The 18,125-nt window shown below is 38.6% G+C and carries 13 protein-coding genes; 6 read left to right on the top strand and 7 right to left on the bottom strand.

The window, feature by feature from the left end; translation table 11 throughout:
* The first annotated feature begins 220 nt into the window (after positions 1 to 220).
* Positions 221 to 1,399, top strand: a complete 1,179-nt coding sequence (locus B0169_RS10935) for a cystathionine beta-lyase (protein ID WP_077286010.1) — start codon at positions 221 to 223, stop codon at positions 1,397 to 1,399.
* Positions 1,400 to 1,592: 193 nt separating this feature from the next.
* Here the strand turns inward: B0169_RS10935 and B0169_RS10930 are convergent, their stop codons facing one another.
* From B0169_RS10930 to B0169_RS10920, 3 genes are read right to left on the bottom strand one after another with little or no spacing between them, the layout of a single operon-like run.
* On the bottom strand, positions 1,593 to 2,999 hold the full coding sequence (locus B0169_RS10930; RefSeq protein WP_077286009.1) for an alkaline phosphatase: 1,407 nt from the start codon (positions 2,997 to 2,999) through the stop codon (positions 1,593 to 1,595).
* 44 nt (positions 3,000 to 3,043) lie between these two features.
* Positions 3,044 to 4,258 (bottom strand): endonuclease/exonuclease/phosphatase family protein, encoded by a 1,215-nt coding sequence (locus tag B0169_RS10925; RefSeq protein WP_077286008.1) that lies wholly within the window; start codon positions 4,256 to 4,258, stop codon positions 3,044 to 3,046.
* A gap of 12 nt (positions 4,259 to 4,270) precedes the next feature.
* Entirely contained in the window at positions 4,271 to 4,903 is a 633-nt protein-coding gene (locus tag B0169_RS10920) for a TetR/AcrR family transcriptional regulator (RefSeq protein ID WP_077286007.1), read from the bottom strand.
* A 687-nt stretch (positions 4,904 to 5,590) separates the two neighbouring features.
* On the opposite strand from B0169_RS10920, the gene B0169_RS10915 reads away from it, so the two are divergent.
* From B0169_RS10915 to deoA, 3 genes are all read left to right on the top strand, one after another.
* Complete coding sequence (locus B0169_RS10915; RefSeq protein WP_077286006.1) at positions 5,591 to 8,737, top strand: TonB-dependent receptor; 3,147 nt, start codon at positions 5,591 to 5,593, stop codon at positions 8,735 to 8,737.
* A 197-nt stretch (positions 8,738 to 8,934) separates the two neighbouring features.
* Entirely contained in the window at positions 8,935 to 9,354 is a 420-nt protein-coding gene (locus B0169_RS10910; protein WP_077286005.1) for a cytidine deaminase, read from the top strand.
* A gap of 12 nt (positions 9,355 to 9,366) precedes the next feature.
* Positions 9,367 to 10,683 (top strand): thymidine phosphorylase, encoded by a 1,317-nt coding sequence (gene deoA / locus B0169_RS10905; RefSeq protein ID WP_077286004.1) that lies wholly within the window; start codon positions 9,367 to 9,369, stop codon positions 10,681 to 10,683.
* 120 nt (positions 10,684 to 10,803) lie between these two features.
* On the opposite strand, the gene B0169_RS10900 is transcribed toward deoA, so the two are convergent.
* The 4 genes from B0169_RS10900 to udk all read right to left on the bottom strand — a co-directional run bounded on the left by B0169_RS10900 (position 10,804) and on the right by udk (position 14,245).
* On the bottom strand, positions 10,804 to 11,382 hold the full coding sequence (locus B0169_RS10900; protein ID WP_077286003.1) for a thymidine kinase: 579 nt from the start codon (positions 11,380 to 11,382) through the stop codon (positions 10,804 to 10,806).
* A gap of 49 nt (positions 11,383 to 11,431) precedes the next feature.
* Positions 11,432 to 12,205, bottom strand: a complete 774-nt coding sequence (gene deoC / locus B0169_RS10895; protein WP_077286002.1) for a deoxyribose-phosphate aldolase — start codon at positions 12,203 to 12,205, stop codon at positions 11,432 to 11,434.
* A gap of 95 nt (positions 12,206 to 12,300) precedes the next feature.
* On the bottom strand, positions 12,301 to 13,542 hold the full coding sequence (locus tag B0169_RS10890) for a NupC/NupG family nucleoside CNT transporter (RefSeq protein ID WP_077286001.1): 1,242 nt from the start codon (positions 13,540 to 13,542) through the stop codon (positions 12,301 to 12,303).
* 61 nt (positions 13,543 to 13,603) lie between these two features.
* The gene (udk, locus tag B0169_RS10885) at positions 13,604 to 14,245 is read right to left on the bottom strand and encodes a uridine kinase (protein ID WP_143323521.1); all 642 of its coding nucleotides are present in this window, start codon (positions 14,243 to 14,245) and stop codon (positions 13,604 to 13,606) included.
* A 286-nt stretch (positions 14,246 to 14,531) separates the two neighbouring features.
* On the opposite strand from udk, the gene B0169_RS10880 reads away from it, so the two are divergent.
* Together B0169_RS10880 and B0169_RS10875 are read left to right on the top strand one after the other, a co-directional pair.
* Positions 14,532 to 15,743: a phosphopentomutase gene (locus B0169_RS10880; protein ID WP_077285999.1), complete on the top strand. Its 1,212-nt coding sequence runs from the start codon at positions 14,532 to 14,534 to the stop codon at positions 15,741 to 15,743.
* A 111-nt stretch (positions 15,744 to 15,854) separates the two neighbouring features.
* Positions 15,855 to 18,107 carry a TonB-dependent receptor gene (locus tag B0169_RS10875; protein ID WP_077285998.1) on the top strand — a complete coding sequence of 751 codons (2,253 nt, stop codon included), beginning with the start codon at positions 15,855 to 15,857 and terminating at the stop codon, positions 18,105 to 18,107.
* Positions 18,108 to 18,125 lie beyond the last annotated feature (18 nt).

Genomic DNA, 18,125 nt, shown 5'->3' with positions numbered 1-18,125 from the left:
TTTTTTTACTGTGCTATCGCCTTTTTAGGTGAAATAGCCCCCAGAAAAGGCTCTGTCTTGTATAGGTAGACAAAAAATAGCTACAAAAACAAATTCGAAAGATCAACTGTCTCTAAGATATGTCAAAATAAATCGTGCTTCTGTCAGTAATTCACGTTATAAATATTATAGATGGCTAGATAGCTATAATTTAATATTGACTGTGGGATGTAAACTAGAGATGAAAAAAGAAACCAAACTCATTAATGCCGGTCGTAAAAGTCAATGGACACGCGGTGTTGTTAATCCGCCAGTAGAGCGTGCCTCGACAGTGGTATTTAACTCTGTTAAAGAAATGAAGCATGCCACAGCAAATAAAACCAATCAGGTGTTGTTTTATGGTCGAAGAGGTACGTCAACGTCATTTGCCTTTAGCGATGCGATGACCGAGCTTGAAGGCGGTGCGGGTTGTGCACTCTATCCATCAGGTACCGCTGCAATAACTAATGCTATTTTAGCGTTCGTTAAAACAGGCGACCACATTTTAATGGTCGATACCGCCTATGAACCTACCCGTGATTATTGCGATAAAGTACTGGCTAAACTGGGTATTGAAACGACTTATTACGATCCTCTTATGGGGAGAAATATTGAAGCACTTATTAAGCCAAACACACGATTAGTTTTTTTAGAGTCACCAGGCTCTATTACCATGGAAGTTCAAGACGTACCGGCGATTGCTGAAGTCGCTCATCGTCATGATTGCATCGTGATGTTAGATAATACTTGGTCAGCAGGGGTGAATTTTCAGCCCTTCGATTATGGCGTAGATGTTTCAATACAAGCAGCGACTAAATATATAGTTGGCCATTCAGATGTTATGCTGGGTACTGCAACGGCAACAGCTGAGCATTGGCCACAATTGCGCGAAAGTAGCTATACCATGGGACAATGCACCTCACCAGATGATTTGTATTTAGCAATGCGCGGTATTAGAACCTTGAATGTGCGCTTGCAGCAACATCAAACCAGTGCCTTGAAAATTGCGAATTGGTTATCTACGCGACCAGAAGTTGAAACTATTTTGCATCCGGCTTTACCGTCTTGCCCGGGACATGAGATTTTTCAACGTGACTTTACTGGCTCGAACGGTTTATTCTCATTTGTACTCAACAAGGGGAACCAAGCCGCGTTAACGGCCTTTTTAGATGGTATGAAACATTTTAAAATGGGTTATTCATGGGGCGGTTTTGAAAGTCTTATTTTAGGTATTTCCAGCGTTAATAACATGCGAACCGCAACCACTTGGCCTTATCAATTTCCATTAATTCGTTTACATGTTGGCTTAGAAAATGTTGATGACTTAATTGATGATTTAACGATAGCCTTTGATCGTTTTAATGCTGAGTTAAACGCATAGTGAAGATACGAATAACGTCATTAAACGGGAAATATCCTTAAGTTAAATCAATTATAGTACTGAGCAAAGTAATAAAATACTTGCGTGCTTAATTGATAGCTTAATTGGCGAAAATAACTAAAAATGCCGAGTAAGATTTAACTTACTCGGCATTTTTTGATAACGGTGCACTATAGTACGGTCTATTTTTGAACTAATTTTTGCCGAGCAGAAGAAAAATCTTCTTGGCAATATCAGTGTTATCACTTAAGCCTTGAAAAAGTTCTTTTTGCTTGCCCATAGCAAAAACAGGGACATCAACACCGGTATGACCAAACGTTGTCCAACCTGTGATAGTGCGTTGATCAATAAGGTGGTTAATGCTTAAGTGCATTGCTTTTGCTAATGATGGCTTACGTGCTTGTTTTTTATCGGCTGTGCTTAACGCACTGTATTCAGCCATTGCTTGCTCGCCAGCTTGTTTATCTGCATTTAGTTGCGCAAATTCAGCATCGGTGATGTTAAAGTTAAGCATTTTACTGATCTGAGCCTTGATGAGTACTTCTTTTGCTAAAGCTTTGCCAATAGCTGACGGTGACATGATCATATTGCGTAACACATCTGGTTGCCATAAGTAGTCGCCATCTTTACCAATTGTGAAACCACCAGTACTGTGATCTGCGGTCAGAACCACTAACGTGTTCGGGTTTTGCTCAACGTAGCCTTCTAAATACTCAAGGGTTTTGGCTAAATCGTCCATTTCAGACATGGCCGCAGCAATGTCATTACTGTGTCCGCCCCAGTCGATTTGGCTTGCTTCAACCAGCATAAAAAAACCTTGCTCATTTTCTAACTGTGAGATCGCTGTTTTTGTCATGGCCGATAAACGATGGGAATTAGTATCATCAAGTGCCCAAGGTAAGCCTTTATCAGCAAATAACCCTAATGCCTTTTCGCCGCTTTTCAGGCTGGCAAGTTGATTATAACTGTCAATATAATTAAAGCCTTTTGCTTTAAAGCCATTGACGAGGTTGACGTCCTCACGGATAAAGTACTGCCAACCGCCACCAAAAATAACATCAATATTGTCAGCAGCTTGTAAGAAACTATCAGCTATTTGGTTGTAATTATTTCGACTTTCGTTATGTGCTAAATAAGACGCTGGTGTTGCATGGTTGATTTGTGAGGTCACTACCATACCGGTTTTTTTACCTTGCTTTTTAGCCCAAACAAGTACGGATTCAACAGGTTTTTTATCCACATCAACGCCAATTGCGCCATTATATGACTTTGTTCCAGTAGCAAGCGCAGTTGCGCCAGCTGCTGAGTCGGTAACATAGCCAGAAACACGGGCAGGGTAAGTGCTGCTACTGCCAACAAGGTGGCGATCAAATACGGTTTCTTCTATGGCTTGCGTTTTAGGATCATCATGAAAGTAGCGATAAGCACTCGTGTATGCTGGACCCATACCATCACCCACGATCATAATAATATTTTGAGGTGCGTCGCTTACAGCAGTATGTGGCGATAATGCCCTTGCTTGCTGAGCATTATCAGTTTGTAATTGGCTACAAGACATGATCATCAAACTAGTTAATAACGTTGGTACGAATTTTTTCATCTTTATTTCCGGTAAATATACAAGGTAATTGAAGCGCTAAACGGCTATTTTTTTACTGAATGCTTAAATGCGACATCGACCCAAACTAAGCGATGATCAGATGACGCAGCACGGTCCTTAACTAAACGATATTCAGGCGCATTGACTTGCGGCCAGAAAATGCCAGAATCAAGCACTTTGAGCTGTGCTTTGGCTGGTAACACGTAGTCAGCTCTCATACCCCAAAATGCGGTATGATATTTAGCATTCGGGTTTTCTGCTCTGTGTGCTTTTCCGCCAATGCTTGTTGGTTTAGGGTCGATAACACGTGGATGTTGGGTTAAACGGCGAATACCTGTCTTAATAGAATTGCCATCGACTGCATCAGAATTTAAATCTCCTAGGATCACAAATGCTTTATTTTTAGCTAAGCCACCATAGTTATTTTTATCATCATAAATATAACTTGAAGCACTTGGCGTTAAATAGTCAGTCCAAAAACGCAGTTCATCAAAGTTTCGTTTACCATTGCGATCTTCAGGGCCATCAAATACTGGTGGAGTAGGGTGACTGGCTAAAATGTGGAGCTCATTGCCATTAACGTTAAGTGGAATATCCCAGTGCGACTTTGACGATAACCTAAAATTGTTCCATGCTTGTTCGCTATACCAAGGTTGCTCGGTGGTGGGGTCAATCGGTATTAAGGCATTAGGCATATCTCGCCACTTAAAAAATTGAAAAGTTCTAATTTCATCAACATTAATCGGATATTTAGATAACAGCGCCATGGCAAAGTGGCCTGAAAAATGACCAAAGCCATAGGCATCGCCAGGCAATTGAGCCTTTTTACCGTCATTATTAAGATCATAACCGGTGGCTACACCGGTATTAACAGGGCCTTGATAAAAATAAGGGTAGTGTACGCCAGCATTGCCTTGCTGATTTTTAGCTAGATATTGAGATAAAAAAATCTTTAATGACTGATGATTTTCATCATTGCCATCAAATTCATTCAGCAAAATTATATCGGGATTGACACGCTGTATTATCTCGGCAATGTTTCTTATTTGCGGATGATTTTGTGTTAGTGCTACTGCTAGCTCATCACCTTTAACCTTGGCGTTGGTATTACTTGTTTTTGGCAAGTAATTTAAAGCTTCCATACTGACATTGAACGTAGCAATGCGAAGCTTGGGTGAAGAGTGCTCAGTTGTTGCTGACATAGCCATTCCCGAATAGATTAGCAATGACGTTGCTAATAGCTTGGTGATAATTCTCATTTTATCTGATCCCTATTTTAAGCCACAACCGCGTAATATAAAATCAGTTAAAAAGTTAGTCACTTGGGTAATATCGTCTTCTTCGTAATCAGCACGATTCATTATGGTTAATATTTGTTGTTCAAAATCAGCATAATGCTGCGTTGAAGACCAAATTAGGAAAATCAATTTAACCGGGTCGACATCGACCATTTCACCATTATCAATCCACACTTGGAATAATTTTGCCTTTTCGCGCACCCATTGGCGTAAATAAGTTCGGGCAAATTCTTTTAAATGTAGCGCACCTTGAATGATTTCCATGGCATAAATTTTTGACGCCTGCGGATGTTCAAATGACATTTTTACTTTTGCGGCTATAAATTTTTCAATGGCAACAACAGGGCCGTCGCTGCTATCAATATCACCAATTCCTTGATCCCAAGTGTCAAGGGTTAACTGTAATACTGCATGATAAATATTTTCTTTATTTTTGAAGTAGTAGAGAACATTTGCTTTCGGTAGGCCTGCAGTGTCGGCAATAGACTGCACTGTTGCACCTTTATATCCTTGTAAAATAAATTCTTTTTGGGCTGAAGCTAAGATAATGGCTTCACTTCTTGCTCGAATGCTGCCTTGCTTTTCACTGGTGGTATTGTTGCTCACACGAATAACCTTTCTATTTATATTTAGCTATTTTCAATTAACGCTAGTCTATTACGCTGATGTTACATTTTAATGGATTTATTCCATTATCATTAAAGCGCTTCTTACATAAGATTATTTTCAACTGCTCTTACTTGCTAACATTAGCGGTATCGACGTTAAATCAATGGATTTTTGATGAAAATCAACTAGTTTAATTTGAATTAGTCTTTAAGGCACTGTTTTAATACGTTTTCTAATGCGTAAATGGCAAAGCTTAGATAATTTTAAACAATCTGTTCTTATGGTTAATTTTTTCTATTTAACACAGCCCTTTATAAACTTAACTAAAATCATACTTTATTTTATCTTGACCATATGGTTTGTTTTTATGATTTTTTGTTATATAGTTTTTGTTATTTTTAAAATTAGGTTATAAGTGATTTTGCCCGTTGTTTTAATGTAATCGTTATCCTATTGTTTTATATTGTTATTTTATGGTTGTGGTTGTTTGGTTTTTGAGTTTTATTTAAAAATAAAAAAATCGTGAAACAAGCATGTAAATTTTTGTAATGAAAATGTAAGAAAACTCTGTTTTAATTTCACCCGAATTACACTTAAAAAAATAATAAATAGATTAAAAATTAGCTAAGTGAAACTAAATTAAACATTTTACATAACAAAATTTAACTATTACCAAGGAATAATATGATGAAAAATCATCGTCTCTCTCACATTACTAGCGCAGTTGTACTTGCACTAGGATTGTCAACATCAGCTATGGCTGCTGATACCACATCTTCTGTTAGGGGTACAATAGTAGGGCCTAACGGTCAAGCTGCGCCTAACACTAAGATTATGCTTATCCATCAGCCTTCAGGTACAGTTACTGAAGTCGTTACCAACGATACTGGATCATTCAATGCTGGTGGCTTACGTGTTGGTGGTCCATACCAGATTGTTATCGATTCAGATAAATTTCAAGATGTGGCGAAAAACGATGTTTATCTTCAGTTAGGACAAACATTTCGTTTGAATGAACAATTAAATTCAATACAAAATATCGAAACAATTACGGTTACTGGCAGTCAAACATCTTTTACTCAAAATTCGGGTAGCTCAAGTTTCTTTGGTTCAGATTCTATTGAAAACTCACCTTCATTTAACCGTGATTTAAAAGATATTTTAAGACAAAACCCATTAGCAACTTCTTTAGGCGGTAATGACAATGGCTTTTCAGTTGCAGGCTCTAACCCTCGCTTTAACAGCTTAAATGTTGATGGTGTAGGCCTTAACGATGACTTTGGCTTGAATGGCAATGGTTACCCTACGCAACGTTCACCTATTTCTTTGGATGCGATAGAACAAATTTCAATCGATACTAACCCTTACAATGCAAAATTTGGTGGTTTTAGTGGTGCGCGTATTAATGCGGTAACTAAATCAGGTACTAATGAATTGCATGGTGGTGTTTTCTATGAGAAAACATCTGATAGTTGGGCTGGTGACTACGATACCAACGATTCAAAAGGCAACGAAGTTGAAGGTGTTAAAAGTGACACTTGGGGCGTTCACTTAGGTGGTGCACTGATTGAAGATACATTATTCTTCTTTGCTAATTATGAAAGCTTTGAAAAGCCTACTGTTTCTGATTACGGCCCAGCAGGCGGTGGTAAGCCACTTTCAACTAACCTAACCTTGGATGAATATAACCAAATTGCTGCGATTGCTAGTGAGAGATACGGCATTGCAGACATTGGTGGTTGGGATGGTAATCCAAAAGAAGTCGATGATAAAATCCTCATTAAATTAGATTGGAACATTAATGATGATCACCGTGCTGCTTTTACATTTAACCAAGATGAAAGCAACAGTATTCGTAATGTTACTGATGGTAGAAGTACACTAAATACTTCAACTAACTGGTATGATTATCAACAGAATATGAACTCTTATGCACTACACCTTTATTCTGACTGGAATTCTGATTTAACTACAGAGTTTGCTGTGTCTTATAAAGATGTAGAATCAATCTCAGGTGTTGCAACACGTGATTATGGTAAAGTTAGCATCGATAGAGCAATTAACTTTGGTCCAGATAACTACCGTCATGCAAATGCTTTAGAAACTAAAACTTGGCGTGCAAACTTGGATGCAGAGTACTTAGTTGGCGATCATAAATTGAGCTTTGGTGTTCAATACGAAAGAAATGATATTTTCAACATGTTTGCTGAAGCAACACTAGGTACATGGACATTTGATAGTATTGATGATTTTGCTGCTGGTAATGGTGAGCTTTATTACGGCAATGCACCGACTAACAATCAAGCAGATACTGCTGCGTCATTAGTGATGGGCACTTACTCATTCTACGTACAAGATGATTGGGCACTGAGTACTGATATCGATTTATCATTTGGTTTACGTTACGAAAGAATTTTCTCTAATGACAAACCTTCGTTCAACTCTAAGTTTTATGATCGTTACGGTTACGACAACCAAGAAAACCTTGATGGTACAGACATTTGGTTACCACGCGTTGGTATGACTTGGTATGCAAGCGATGACCTAACTGTTCGTGGTGGCTTTGGTCTATTTAGTGGTGGTAAGCCAAATGTATGGATCTCTAACTCTTACAGTAAAACAGGTATCAATTACGTAACTAACTTTGCTGATTACACAGACTTAACTTCACTTGCTGTACCGCAAGATATTAAAGATTCATTAGCTAATGTGACTCCAGATGGTGAAACTAACGTAATTGATTCAGACTTTAAAACACCATCTGAGTGGCGTTATAGCATTGGTTTTGATTATAATTTCGATAGTGAACTTTTAGGTGATAACTGGACTTGGTCTGGTGAATACATATATGTTCAAAAGAAAGATTCATTAGCATGGCGCGATTTGAACCGTCAACCAAGTGGTGAAGTGACTAAAGATGGCCGTATTATTTATGAACCATTTGATGCCACTAGCCCAGATAACTACGATATCTTACTCACTAATGCTGACAGAGATGGTCACTCAAATGTTATTTCGACTAGTTTGAATAAAAACTGGGATAATGGCTTTGATATGAACGTATCTTATACGCATCAAGATGTTGTTGATGGTAATACAGGTACGAGCTCTCAAGCTGCGTCTAACTACAAATATAATGTTTATGATACCGGTCGTAACGTTGATACTTTAGGTACAGGTAATTATGAAATTGAGCATAGCTTAAAAGTTACTTTAGGTTATACAAAAGATTTCTTCGAAGGCTATAACACACGTATTAACTTATTCTTTGAACGTCGTTCAGGTCGACCTTTCGGTTGGGTGTTAGGTACTTATAAAAACGGTGATCTAGGTGACCAGTCTTACCTGTCTAAATATAATGCTAAAACGCCTTATATCCCAACGGGTGCTGATGATCCAAACGTAGCTTATGATAATGGTATGACTTACGCTGATTTAATGGCTGATTATGTGAATCCTGCAGGTTTGGCTGGTTATGCTGGTGGTTTTGTTGATAAAAACTCTTCAAGACGTCCTTGGATAACGACAATGGATTTATCAATCCAACAAGATATTCCTGGTTTTATGGAAGGTCATAAAGGTACGTTAACTTTTACCGTACAAAACTTGGCTAACCTAATCAACAAAGATTGGGGTCATGTTTATAGCCCAACAGATGGCGACTACAACAAAGAGTTTGCTAACGCTGAATGGAATGACAACGGCCAAATCGTTTATAGCCCGAACAGTCGCAGCAGCATTGGTCCTGTAGGTGGTGATGTAAGTTCTTATGACATCGAAGGCGAAGAATCAGTTTGGTACATTAAAGTCGGTGTTAGATACACTTTCTAATCAAAAATGATTGTTCCGTAACATTAAACCGCACTTTATAGTGCGGTTTTTTTTACTGAAAATTTTACAAACTTTGGGCTTTAAATAACGTACAACATAAAAAGTGCAGTAAATTATCATTCTTGAGTTGCTTTTTTAAGACTATTTTATTAGCATAACGAATAAGTTGACCATTTGGTCAGTTAAAGGGTTTGTAAATGTTTAATATCGAAAATAATCAGCTATTAGCACTTGTTGATGCCGCAAAAGATGGTTTCAGCAAAGCATATGCGCCTTACAGTAATTTTCATGTTGGTGCCGCTGCGTTAACCGTTACTGGCAATATTGTTAAGGGCTGTAACGTTGAAAATGCCTCGTACGGTTTAACAGTTTGTGCGGAGCGTAACTGCTTAGCACAAGGCGTTATATCAGGCGAAAAGGCGTTTTCTGCGATAGTTATTTATACTAATCAAGAAAAGCTAACGCCGCCTTGTGGTGCTTGTCGACAAGTGATTGTTGAATTTTTAGCCCCGCAGGCATTAGTTATGGCCGTTAACCATAACAACGATAGAAAGCAATGGACAGTTAATGAATTATTACCTGATGCTTTTACGCCAAAAGATTTACTTGAAAAATAAGGATTAAAATTAATGTTATTACCACAAGAAATAATTCGCACCAAACGCAATGGTGGTTCACTCTCCCAAGAACAAATACAATACTTTGTTGATGGTTTAGTAACATTAAATTTTAATGATGCTCAAGCAGGCTCTATGGCAATGGCAATTTTTCTACAAGGCATGGAAACGCGAGAAATTATCGATTTTACCATGGCAATGAAAAATTCAGGTGATGTGCTGTCATGGCCGGAATTAGATGGTCCAGTGGTTGATAAACATTCTACCGGTGGGGTTGGTGACAAAGTTAGCTTCATGTTAGCGGCCATCGTTTCAGCTTGTGGTGCTTATGTACCTATGATCTCAGGCCGTGGTTTAGGTCATACCGGTGGTACTTCTGATAAATTGGAAAGTATTGCGGGTTTTAATGTTCAACCGAGTATCGGCGAATTTAAACGTATCGTTAAAGATTTGGGCATGGCGATTATCTCGCAAACCGATAATTTAGCTCCAGCTGATAAACGTCTTTATGGTATACGTGATATTACCGCTACGGTTGAGTCTATTCCGTTGATCACAGCATCTATTTTATCTAAGAAATTAGCCGCTGGTCTTGACTCATTAGTGATGGATGTCAAAGTTGGTAACGGCGCTATGATGTCTAATATTGATGATGCTAAAGCGCTAGCGCAAAGCATTGTTAATGTGGCAAATGGTGCAGGTGTGCCTACTCAAGCTATTATTACTGATATGAATCAAGTGCTTGGCGCTACCGCAGGTAATGCCTTAGAAATGGCTGAAACGGTAAAATATTTAAACGGCACACTCAGAGAGCCACGTTTACATGCCGTTGTGGTTTCGTTAGCAAAAGCTATGCTAGTGAGTGCAAAAGTTGTAACAAACGAAGATGAAGCGTTGAAAAAAATCAATGGCGTTTTAGCTTCTGGCGCTGCCGCTGAACTTTTTGGTAAAATGATCCATGCGTTAGGCGGTCCAAGTGACTTCATGGAAGATCCATGGCGTTCAATGCAGCGTGGTAATATTATTGTTGACGTGCTTGCACCTGAGCATGGTTACATTAATGGTATGCAAACACGTGATATTGGTATGGCTGTCGTTGGTTTAAAAGGTGGTCGAACTGCTAATGGTCAGCAAATTGATCATAGCGTTGGTTTTGATCGTATTTTGCCTACAGGTACGCGAGTTAATCGTGGTGATGTAGTAGCGCGTGTTCACGCGAGCGATGAAAGCTCTGCATCGCTTGCTAGTCAACAATACCTGAGTTCATTAGTGATTAATGAAACGCAAAATGAAGAAACACCGGTTATTTATCAAACTATTTCAAAGTAGCTTTAATGCTATTAGGTTGAAATAATTAAGATCAAAAAAGGCATGCTTTTGCCATGCCTTATATCTTCATGAATGCCAGTTAATAGATTATTTACTGGCATTTATTTTAATGACTCAGTGTTAATTCCAAACAAGCGCCTTGAAGTGCTTTCGGCATAATGATTCGTAGCGTTCGTTACCACCCACTTCGATTTGTTCACCCCCCTTAACTGCATTACCTTCTTGATCACAGCGCATGACAAAATTAGCTTTTTTACCACAATGACAAATGGTTTTTAATTCTACTAATTTATCGGCCCAAGCAAGCAGGGCAGCACTACCACCAAAAGTTTCTCCTAGAAAATCAGTTCGAATACCGTAAGCGAGTACAGGAATTTTTAATTCATCAACAATATCGGTTAGCTGCTTAACTTGCGCTTTAGTTAGAAACTGCGCTTCGTCGATCAGTATACAGGCGATTTTACCTTCTTGAAGTTGCTGTTTTACTTCATTAAATACATTAGTGTTATCGTCAAATAAGTGTGCATCAGCATGAATACCTAAACGTGAAGATACTTTACCTTTAGCGAATCTATCGTCGATATGAGCAGTAAATAATAAGGTTCCTAAACCACGTTCACGATAATTATACGAAGATTGTAATAAGTGGGTCGATTTACCGGCATTCATGGTGGAATAATAAAAATATAGTTGTGCCATCGCTAATTTTATACCTGAGTTATGGTTACTAGAAACCGTTAATTATTGTTTAATAACTTGTTGGATCTGCGGTTTTGTTGCTTGCACCTAAGGTGTTTAACAAATTCGTTAATAGACTACTGGCGCCAAATCGAAAGTTCGCTTTAGTTGCCCAGTCAGCACCAAGAATATCATTAGCTAAATCAAGGTAAACTTTCGCATCTTCAGCATTTTTAACGCCACCAGCTGGCTTAAAACCAACCTGAGTGTTTTTGTCTTTGATCACCCTTAACATTAGCTCTGCTGATTTTGGCGTTGCATTAACTGTTACTTTACCCGTTGAAGTTTTGATAAAGTCAGCACCTGCAGCAATGCAAATTTCACTGGCTTGGGTGATAAGTTGATCAGTTTTAAGTTCACCGGTTTCAATAATAACTTTCAGCTGTACATGGCTTGGACACGCTTTTTTACATGCATTTACTAATTCAAACCCTACTGTGTCATTACCATCGATTAAGGCTCGATAAGGAAAAACAACGTCAACTTCATCTGCACCGTAAGCAACTGCTGCTTTAGTTTCTGCGACAGCAATATCGATATCATCATTACCGTGCGGGAAGTTAGTAACAGTAGCAATTTTGATCTCAGGCGTACCTTGCGCTGCCAGTGTTTTTTTCGCTAGCGGTATAAAGCGAGGAAAAATACAGATGGCGGCAGTATTACCGCAAGGTGATTTAGCATTTGAGCACAGTTGAATGATATCTTCGGCACTTTCAGTGTCGGTTAAGCTGGTTAAGTCCATCATATGAAGTGCACGTTGTGCGTAGTTTTCTAAGGTACTCATGATATGCCTCGTGTATTTAAAAATGCTATTTAGAAAAATTTTAAAAAAGCCCAGTACAGATGACTAGGCTTTAGATAGTTAGAGTGAGCTATAAATTACAAGCTAACAAATACGCCAGCAATAGCAGCACTCATTAAGTTGGCCATAGTGGCAGCCATCATGGCTTTCATGCCTAAGCGTGCAATATCAGGGCGACGATTAGGCGCCATTGAGCCGATACCACCTAGTAAAATTGCGATTGAAGATAAGTTAGCAAAACCACATAAAGCAAAAGTGACAATAGCTTGTGTCGCAGGAGATAAAGTATCTTTAATTTCAACAAAGTTTACATAAGCAAAAAATTCATTGACGACAATTTTTTGACCAATAAAGCTACCCGCTTGCAACATTTCTTCAAAAGGCACGCCAATAAGAAAGGCAAAAGGAGCGAAAATATAGCCAAGCATCCATTCGATGGTTATGCCTTCGTAACCTAATAAATTGCCTACACCTGATACCATTGAGTTTAATAAAGCTATTATGGCAATAAAAGCCAGTAGCATAGCACCAACGTTGACCGCTAATTTTAAACCTGACGCAGCACCTGTAGCTGCAGCGTCAATAACATTAGCAGGTTTATCAGCTTGGTCCATTTCTACATCAGTGTAATCATCATTAATATCTTCGGTTTCAGGTAGTAGTAACTTTGCCATTAATAAGCCACCTGGTGCGGCCATAAATGATGCCGCAATTAAGTATTCAAGCTTTACACCTAAACCGGCATAACCGGCGAGTATAGAACCTGCTACGGATGCTAATCCCCCAACCATAATGGCAAAAAGTTCAGATTGACTCATTTTTGCAATATAAGGGCGGATAACTAAGGGCGCTTCAGTTTGGCCGACAAATATATTTGCCGTTGCTGATAAAGATTCAGGTTTTGATGTTTTTAATAACTTTTGCAGACCACCACCGATAATTTTTACTACCCATTGCATAATACCTAGGTAATAAAGCACTGCGATGAGTGATGAAAAGAAAATGATAACGGGCAGCACACGAATAGCAAAAACAAAACCAACACCATTTTCGAACATGGCATCAGTACCTAAACCACCAAATAGGAAGCTAATTCCTGCTTGTGCGCTATCAATAACCTGCTGTACGCCATTTGTTACTGAGCCTAATACATCTTTTCCAAAAGGTACATAAAGGACAAATGCACCAAGTAAAATTTGTAATGAAAAAGCAAACCCTACGGTTCGCCAATTAATTGCTTTGCGATCTTTTGATAGAAAGAACGCCAATGCTAATAGCGCGAAAATGCCAATGACACCTCGAAGTGCACTTAATTCCATATTTACCTCATAAATTACTTGTTATCGTTATTATTGTTATTATTTTGATCTCTATCGTTAATTAACGCTCAACACGTCTGTGCATTAGTTGACGAATTTTTGCTTTTAGCATCTCTATGGCCATTCTGTTTTTACCACCACGCGTGACTACAATATCAGCAAATACTTTATTTGGTTCAATGTATTGGTGATACATAGGTCTAACCGTTGTTAAATATTGATCTGTAATGGATTCTACACTACGAGAACGTTCTATAGTGTCTCGGTTAATTCTGCGGACAAGACAAATATCGAGTGGAGTATCAATATAAATTTTAATATCAAATTTATCGCGTAACTCTTTATTAGAAAATAATAAAATGCCTTCCACTAAAATAATCGGAGTTGGTGATAAATGCTGAGTTTCACTTAAACGGGTATGGGTTTTATAACAGTAAGTCGGAATATCGACTTCGTTGCCAGCTGTTAATTGCGTTAAATGTTCCGACAATAAACTATGTTCAAATGCACTAGGGTGATCGTAATTGGTTTTAATACGTTCTTCCATCGAAAGATGGGATTGACTCTTGTAGTATGAATCTTCTTTGATAATAACAATACCGCTTGCGCCAAGTTCAGGAAGCAGTTCGTCGTAAATGGTTTGCGCAAAAAGTGATTTGCCAGATGCCGAAGCACCGGTTACCGCAATAATCGTCGGTTTAATGGTTTGCAAAACAGAGAGCCTTAAAAATATGATTAACAAAAGGGTTAGATAATTATTATAGCGACATTATCGCGCACATATTATGGACTAATTAGCCTGAATTTCATTAAAATTTAGACAAAATGACTTTATCTACCTTAAATATTTACAAAATATCAGTTGTCTATAATTAATTGCTTGGTAAAGTACCACATGTTGACCATTTGGTCATGAAATTTATCATTATAAACGAGGATAAATTTGAAAAATTTGTTAAAATGCTTTGATATAAATACAGGATATAAAAATGGCAAGAGTAATAGTTTTAGTAATCGACGGTTTTGGCATTGGTCATGCACCTGATGCAGCAGACTTTGGCGATGTCAGTGCCAATACTTTTGCTAATTTGGCAAAACATTTCTATCAGCACGAAAAGCGAGAAATTAATTTAACTAACTTGGCTAAAATGGGTTTGGTACAAGCCGCGTTTGAAGCAGGTAAGTCAAGCTTTCCAATTGTCGAACAAGCGCCAGAGCAAGGTGCCTATGGCTATGCTGCTGAAATAAGTACAGGCAAAGATACGCCAAGTGGTCATTGGGAAATGATGGGCGTACCTGTACTATTTGATTGGGGATACTTTCCAAAACAAGGTCATGCTTTTCCAGCACAATTAATTGAAAAAATTAATCATGCGACTGGCTATGATGGTATTCTGGGGGATTGTCATGCTTCAGGTACTGATATTATTAATAAACTTGGTCAAGAGCACATCAAAACAGGCCTACCTATTTGTTATACCTCTGCTGATAGTGTTTTTCAAGTTGCAGCCCATGAAGAACATTTTGGCCTAGATAATCTTTATAAATATTGTGAAACCGTGCGAGAATTGCTGGGTGATATGAACATAGGTCGTGTTATTGCTCGGCCGTTTGTTGGCGATAATCCTGATAATTTTACCCGTACCGGTAATCGTCGTGACTATTCTATTTTGCCGCCAGCGCCAACAGTATTGGATGTTTTTACGCAAGCAGGCGGTCATGTAATCAGTGTCGGTAAAATTGCAGATATATATGCACATCAAGGTATTAGTGAAAAAACTAAGGCGACAGGCATAGATGCTTTACTCGATGCAACCATTACACATATCAATAGTGCACAAGACAATAGCCTTATTTTTACCAATTTAGTCAATTTTGACCAAGATTATGGCCACCGTCGAGACCCTGTCGGTTATGCCTTAGCACTCGAAAATTTCGATCAGCGCCTACCTGAAGTCGTTGCTGCAATGAATGACGATGATGTTTTATTTTTAACCGCAGATCACGGCTGTGACCCAACTTGGCATGGTAATGACCATACTCGGGAATATGTACCGGTTGTAGCATTTCATAAACAGGCACGATCTGTTAATATCGGTGAACGAAATACCTTCGCCGATATTGGTCAAACTATTGCTGATTTATTTAAATTGGAAAAAATGCCTTACGGCACCAGCTTCCTCAAAGATCTTGACCTATAAAGAGAAAAATAACCAACAAGTTAATGCTAGGCATAATTGTGCGTTAATTTAAGTAAGTTTAGTTAAAGAAGATTCAACACAAAACATAAACAGTTCTTGGGAGAGTACTTAATGAATGTTTTTAAAAAAACGTCGCTTGCACTTAGTGTCAATGCGGCAATTTTTGCCTCGATTGCTGGCATTTCAGGCTCAGTAATGGCAGAAGAAAATGCTGATAAAGTTGTTGGCATTGAGGTTATCGAAGTTACTGCACGTAAGCGAACAGAGAATGTTAAAGACGTTCCTATTTCAGTTTCTGCGTTAACACCGAAAAAATTAGAGGTATTGGGTTCATCAGGCATGGATGTCAGAGCTTTATCGGCAAAAGTACCAAGCCTATTGATAGAGTCATCTTTTGGCCGAACTTTTCCACGCTTTTATGTTCGTGGTTTAGGTAATACTGATTTCGATTTACTTGCATCTCAACCTGTTTCTCTTATCTATGATGATGTGGTTTTAGAAAATGCGTTAACTAAAGGTATGCCGATGTTTGATATAGAGCGCGTAGAAGTTTTACGTGGTCCACAAGGAACATTATTTGGTCGTAATACACCAGCGGGTATTGTTAAGGTTCAATCAAAAAAACCAACACAAGATTTTGATGCCACCATCTCTGGTTCATACGGTAGCTTTGGTTCAACTGATTTTCGTGTTGCTGTTGGTGGTGGCTTAAGTGATACCGTCTCAGCACGTGTTGCTTTATTGCAGCAAGATCGTGATGACTGGATCGACAACAAAGCACCAGGCTTTGAGCAAAAAGATCAATTAGGTGGTTACAGCGAAACAGCAGGTCGCTTGCAATTATTGTGGGAGCCAAATGACGATTTTTCAGCGTTATTTAATTACCACTTTAGAGATGCAGAAGCTGATGCTCGAGTATTTAGAGCTAATATTATCAAGCCTGGTACTAATGATTTAGTTGATAATTTTGATCGTGCAACTGTTTATCATGATGCCGCTTCTCGTAATAACCAAACGGTTGATATGAAAGGTGCAAGCTTGAAAATTGAATACGATTTTGGTGACTATACGTTAACGTCAATTACTGGCCATGAATCAGCAGAAATGTTCTCAGTAGGTGATATTGATGGTGGTTATGGTGCAGGGGCTGATAGCGGACCAGTTTTTATTCCTTTCCCTTCGGAAACTGGCGCCAAAATGCCAGATCATGCGCAATCAACACAAGAAATACGCATTGCCAGCAATGACTTAGGTGCTTTTGATTATCAATTTGGTTTTTTCTTGTTTGATGAAGACTTAACGATTAATAATTTAAGTTTTGATACTTTTGCCAATGGCGCACCGAATGGCTTAGCTATCCAAAAGATGGAAACATCAGCCTGGGCAATTTTTGCGTCACTTGATTATGAAATATCAGACAAGTTGAGTATTAATGGTGGTTTACGTTATTCAGATGATGAGCGTAAATGGGACGGCGAATTGGTTCAATCTCCATTTGGCGCGCCTAGTTTTAAAGAAAGTAATGATGTTGAAGATTCACAAGTAAGCGGTGATTTTAGTGTGTCGTACGTTCTTAACGACGAAACAAACATCTATGCACGTATTGCTCGCGGCTACCGTTCTCCGAGTATTCAAGGTCGTAGCTTATTATTCTCTGAAAGCTCTACTACGGCTGATTCTGAAACTGTTGACTCTATCGAAACCGGTTTTAAATCAGTATTTGCTGAAAATACAGCACGTGTCGACGGCTCGATTTATTACTTTAAAGTCAGTGATCAACAATTAACCGCTGTTGGTGGTACGGGTAATGTTGCAAGCTTAATTAATGCCGATAAATCTGTTGGTTACGGTTTTGAACTTGACTCTGAGTATTTTGTTACTGCTGACTTTGTTGTTGCAGCTAGCGTAAGCTATAACCATACAGAGTTAAAAGATAGTACGATTGCTGTGCCAGGTTGTGGCGGTGGCTGTACAGTAACTGATCCATTAAATTCAGATGGCTTAGCGCTTATTGATGGTAATTCTTTACCACAATCACCTGAGTGGATCAGCAATATCAGCGCACGCTGGACGAAAGAAGTCGGTGATGGTGAATTGTATGTATATACCGATTGGTCTTATCGCAGCGAAGTTAACTTTTTCTTATATGAATCTGTTGAGTTTAAAGGTGATGCATTATTAGAAGGTGGTGTTCGTGTTGGCTATGAATGGTATACCGATGGTGCAGAATACGAAGTGGCATTGTTTGGTCGTAATATTACCGACGAAGAACAACTTACTGGTGCAATTGACTTCAACAACTTAACAGGTTTTGTTAACGAACCTCGTTTCTGGGGTGTTGAGTTTAAAGCTAATTTCTATTAGGCAATAACTCATTAAGTT

This window comes from Cognaticolwellia aestuarii (genome assembly GCF_002000025.1).
GTDB classification, from domain to species: domain Bacteria; phylum Pseudomonadota; class Gammaproteobacteria; order Enterobacterales; family Alteromonadaceae; genus Cognaticolwellia; species Cognaticolwellia aestuarii.
Note: the sequence above shows the minus strand (reverse complement) of the source record. Positions and strands in the feature narration are given on the sequence as shown.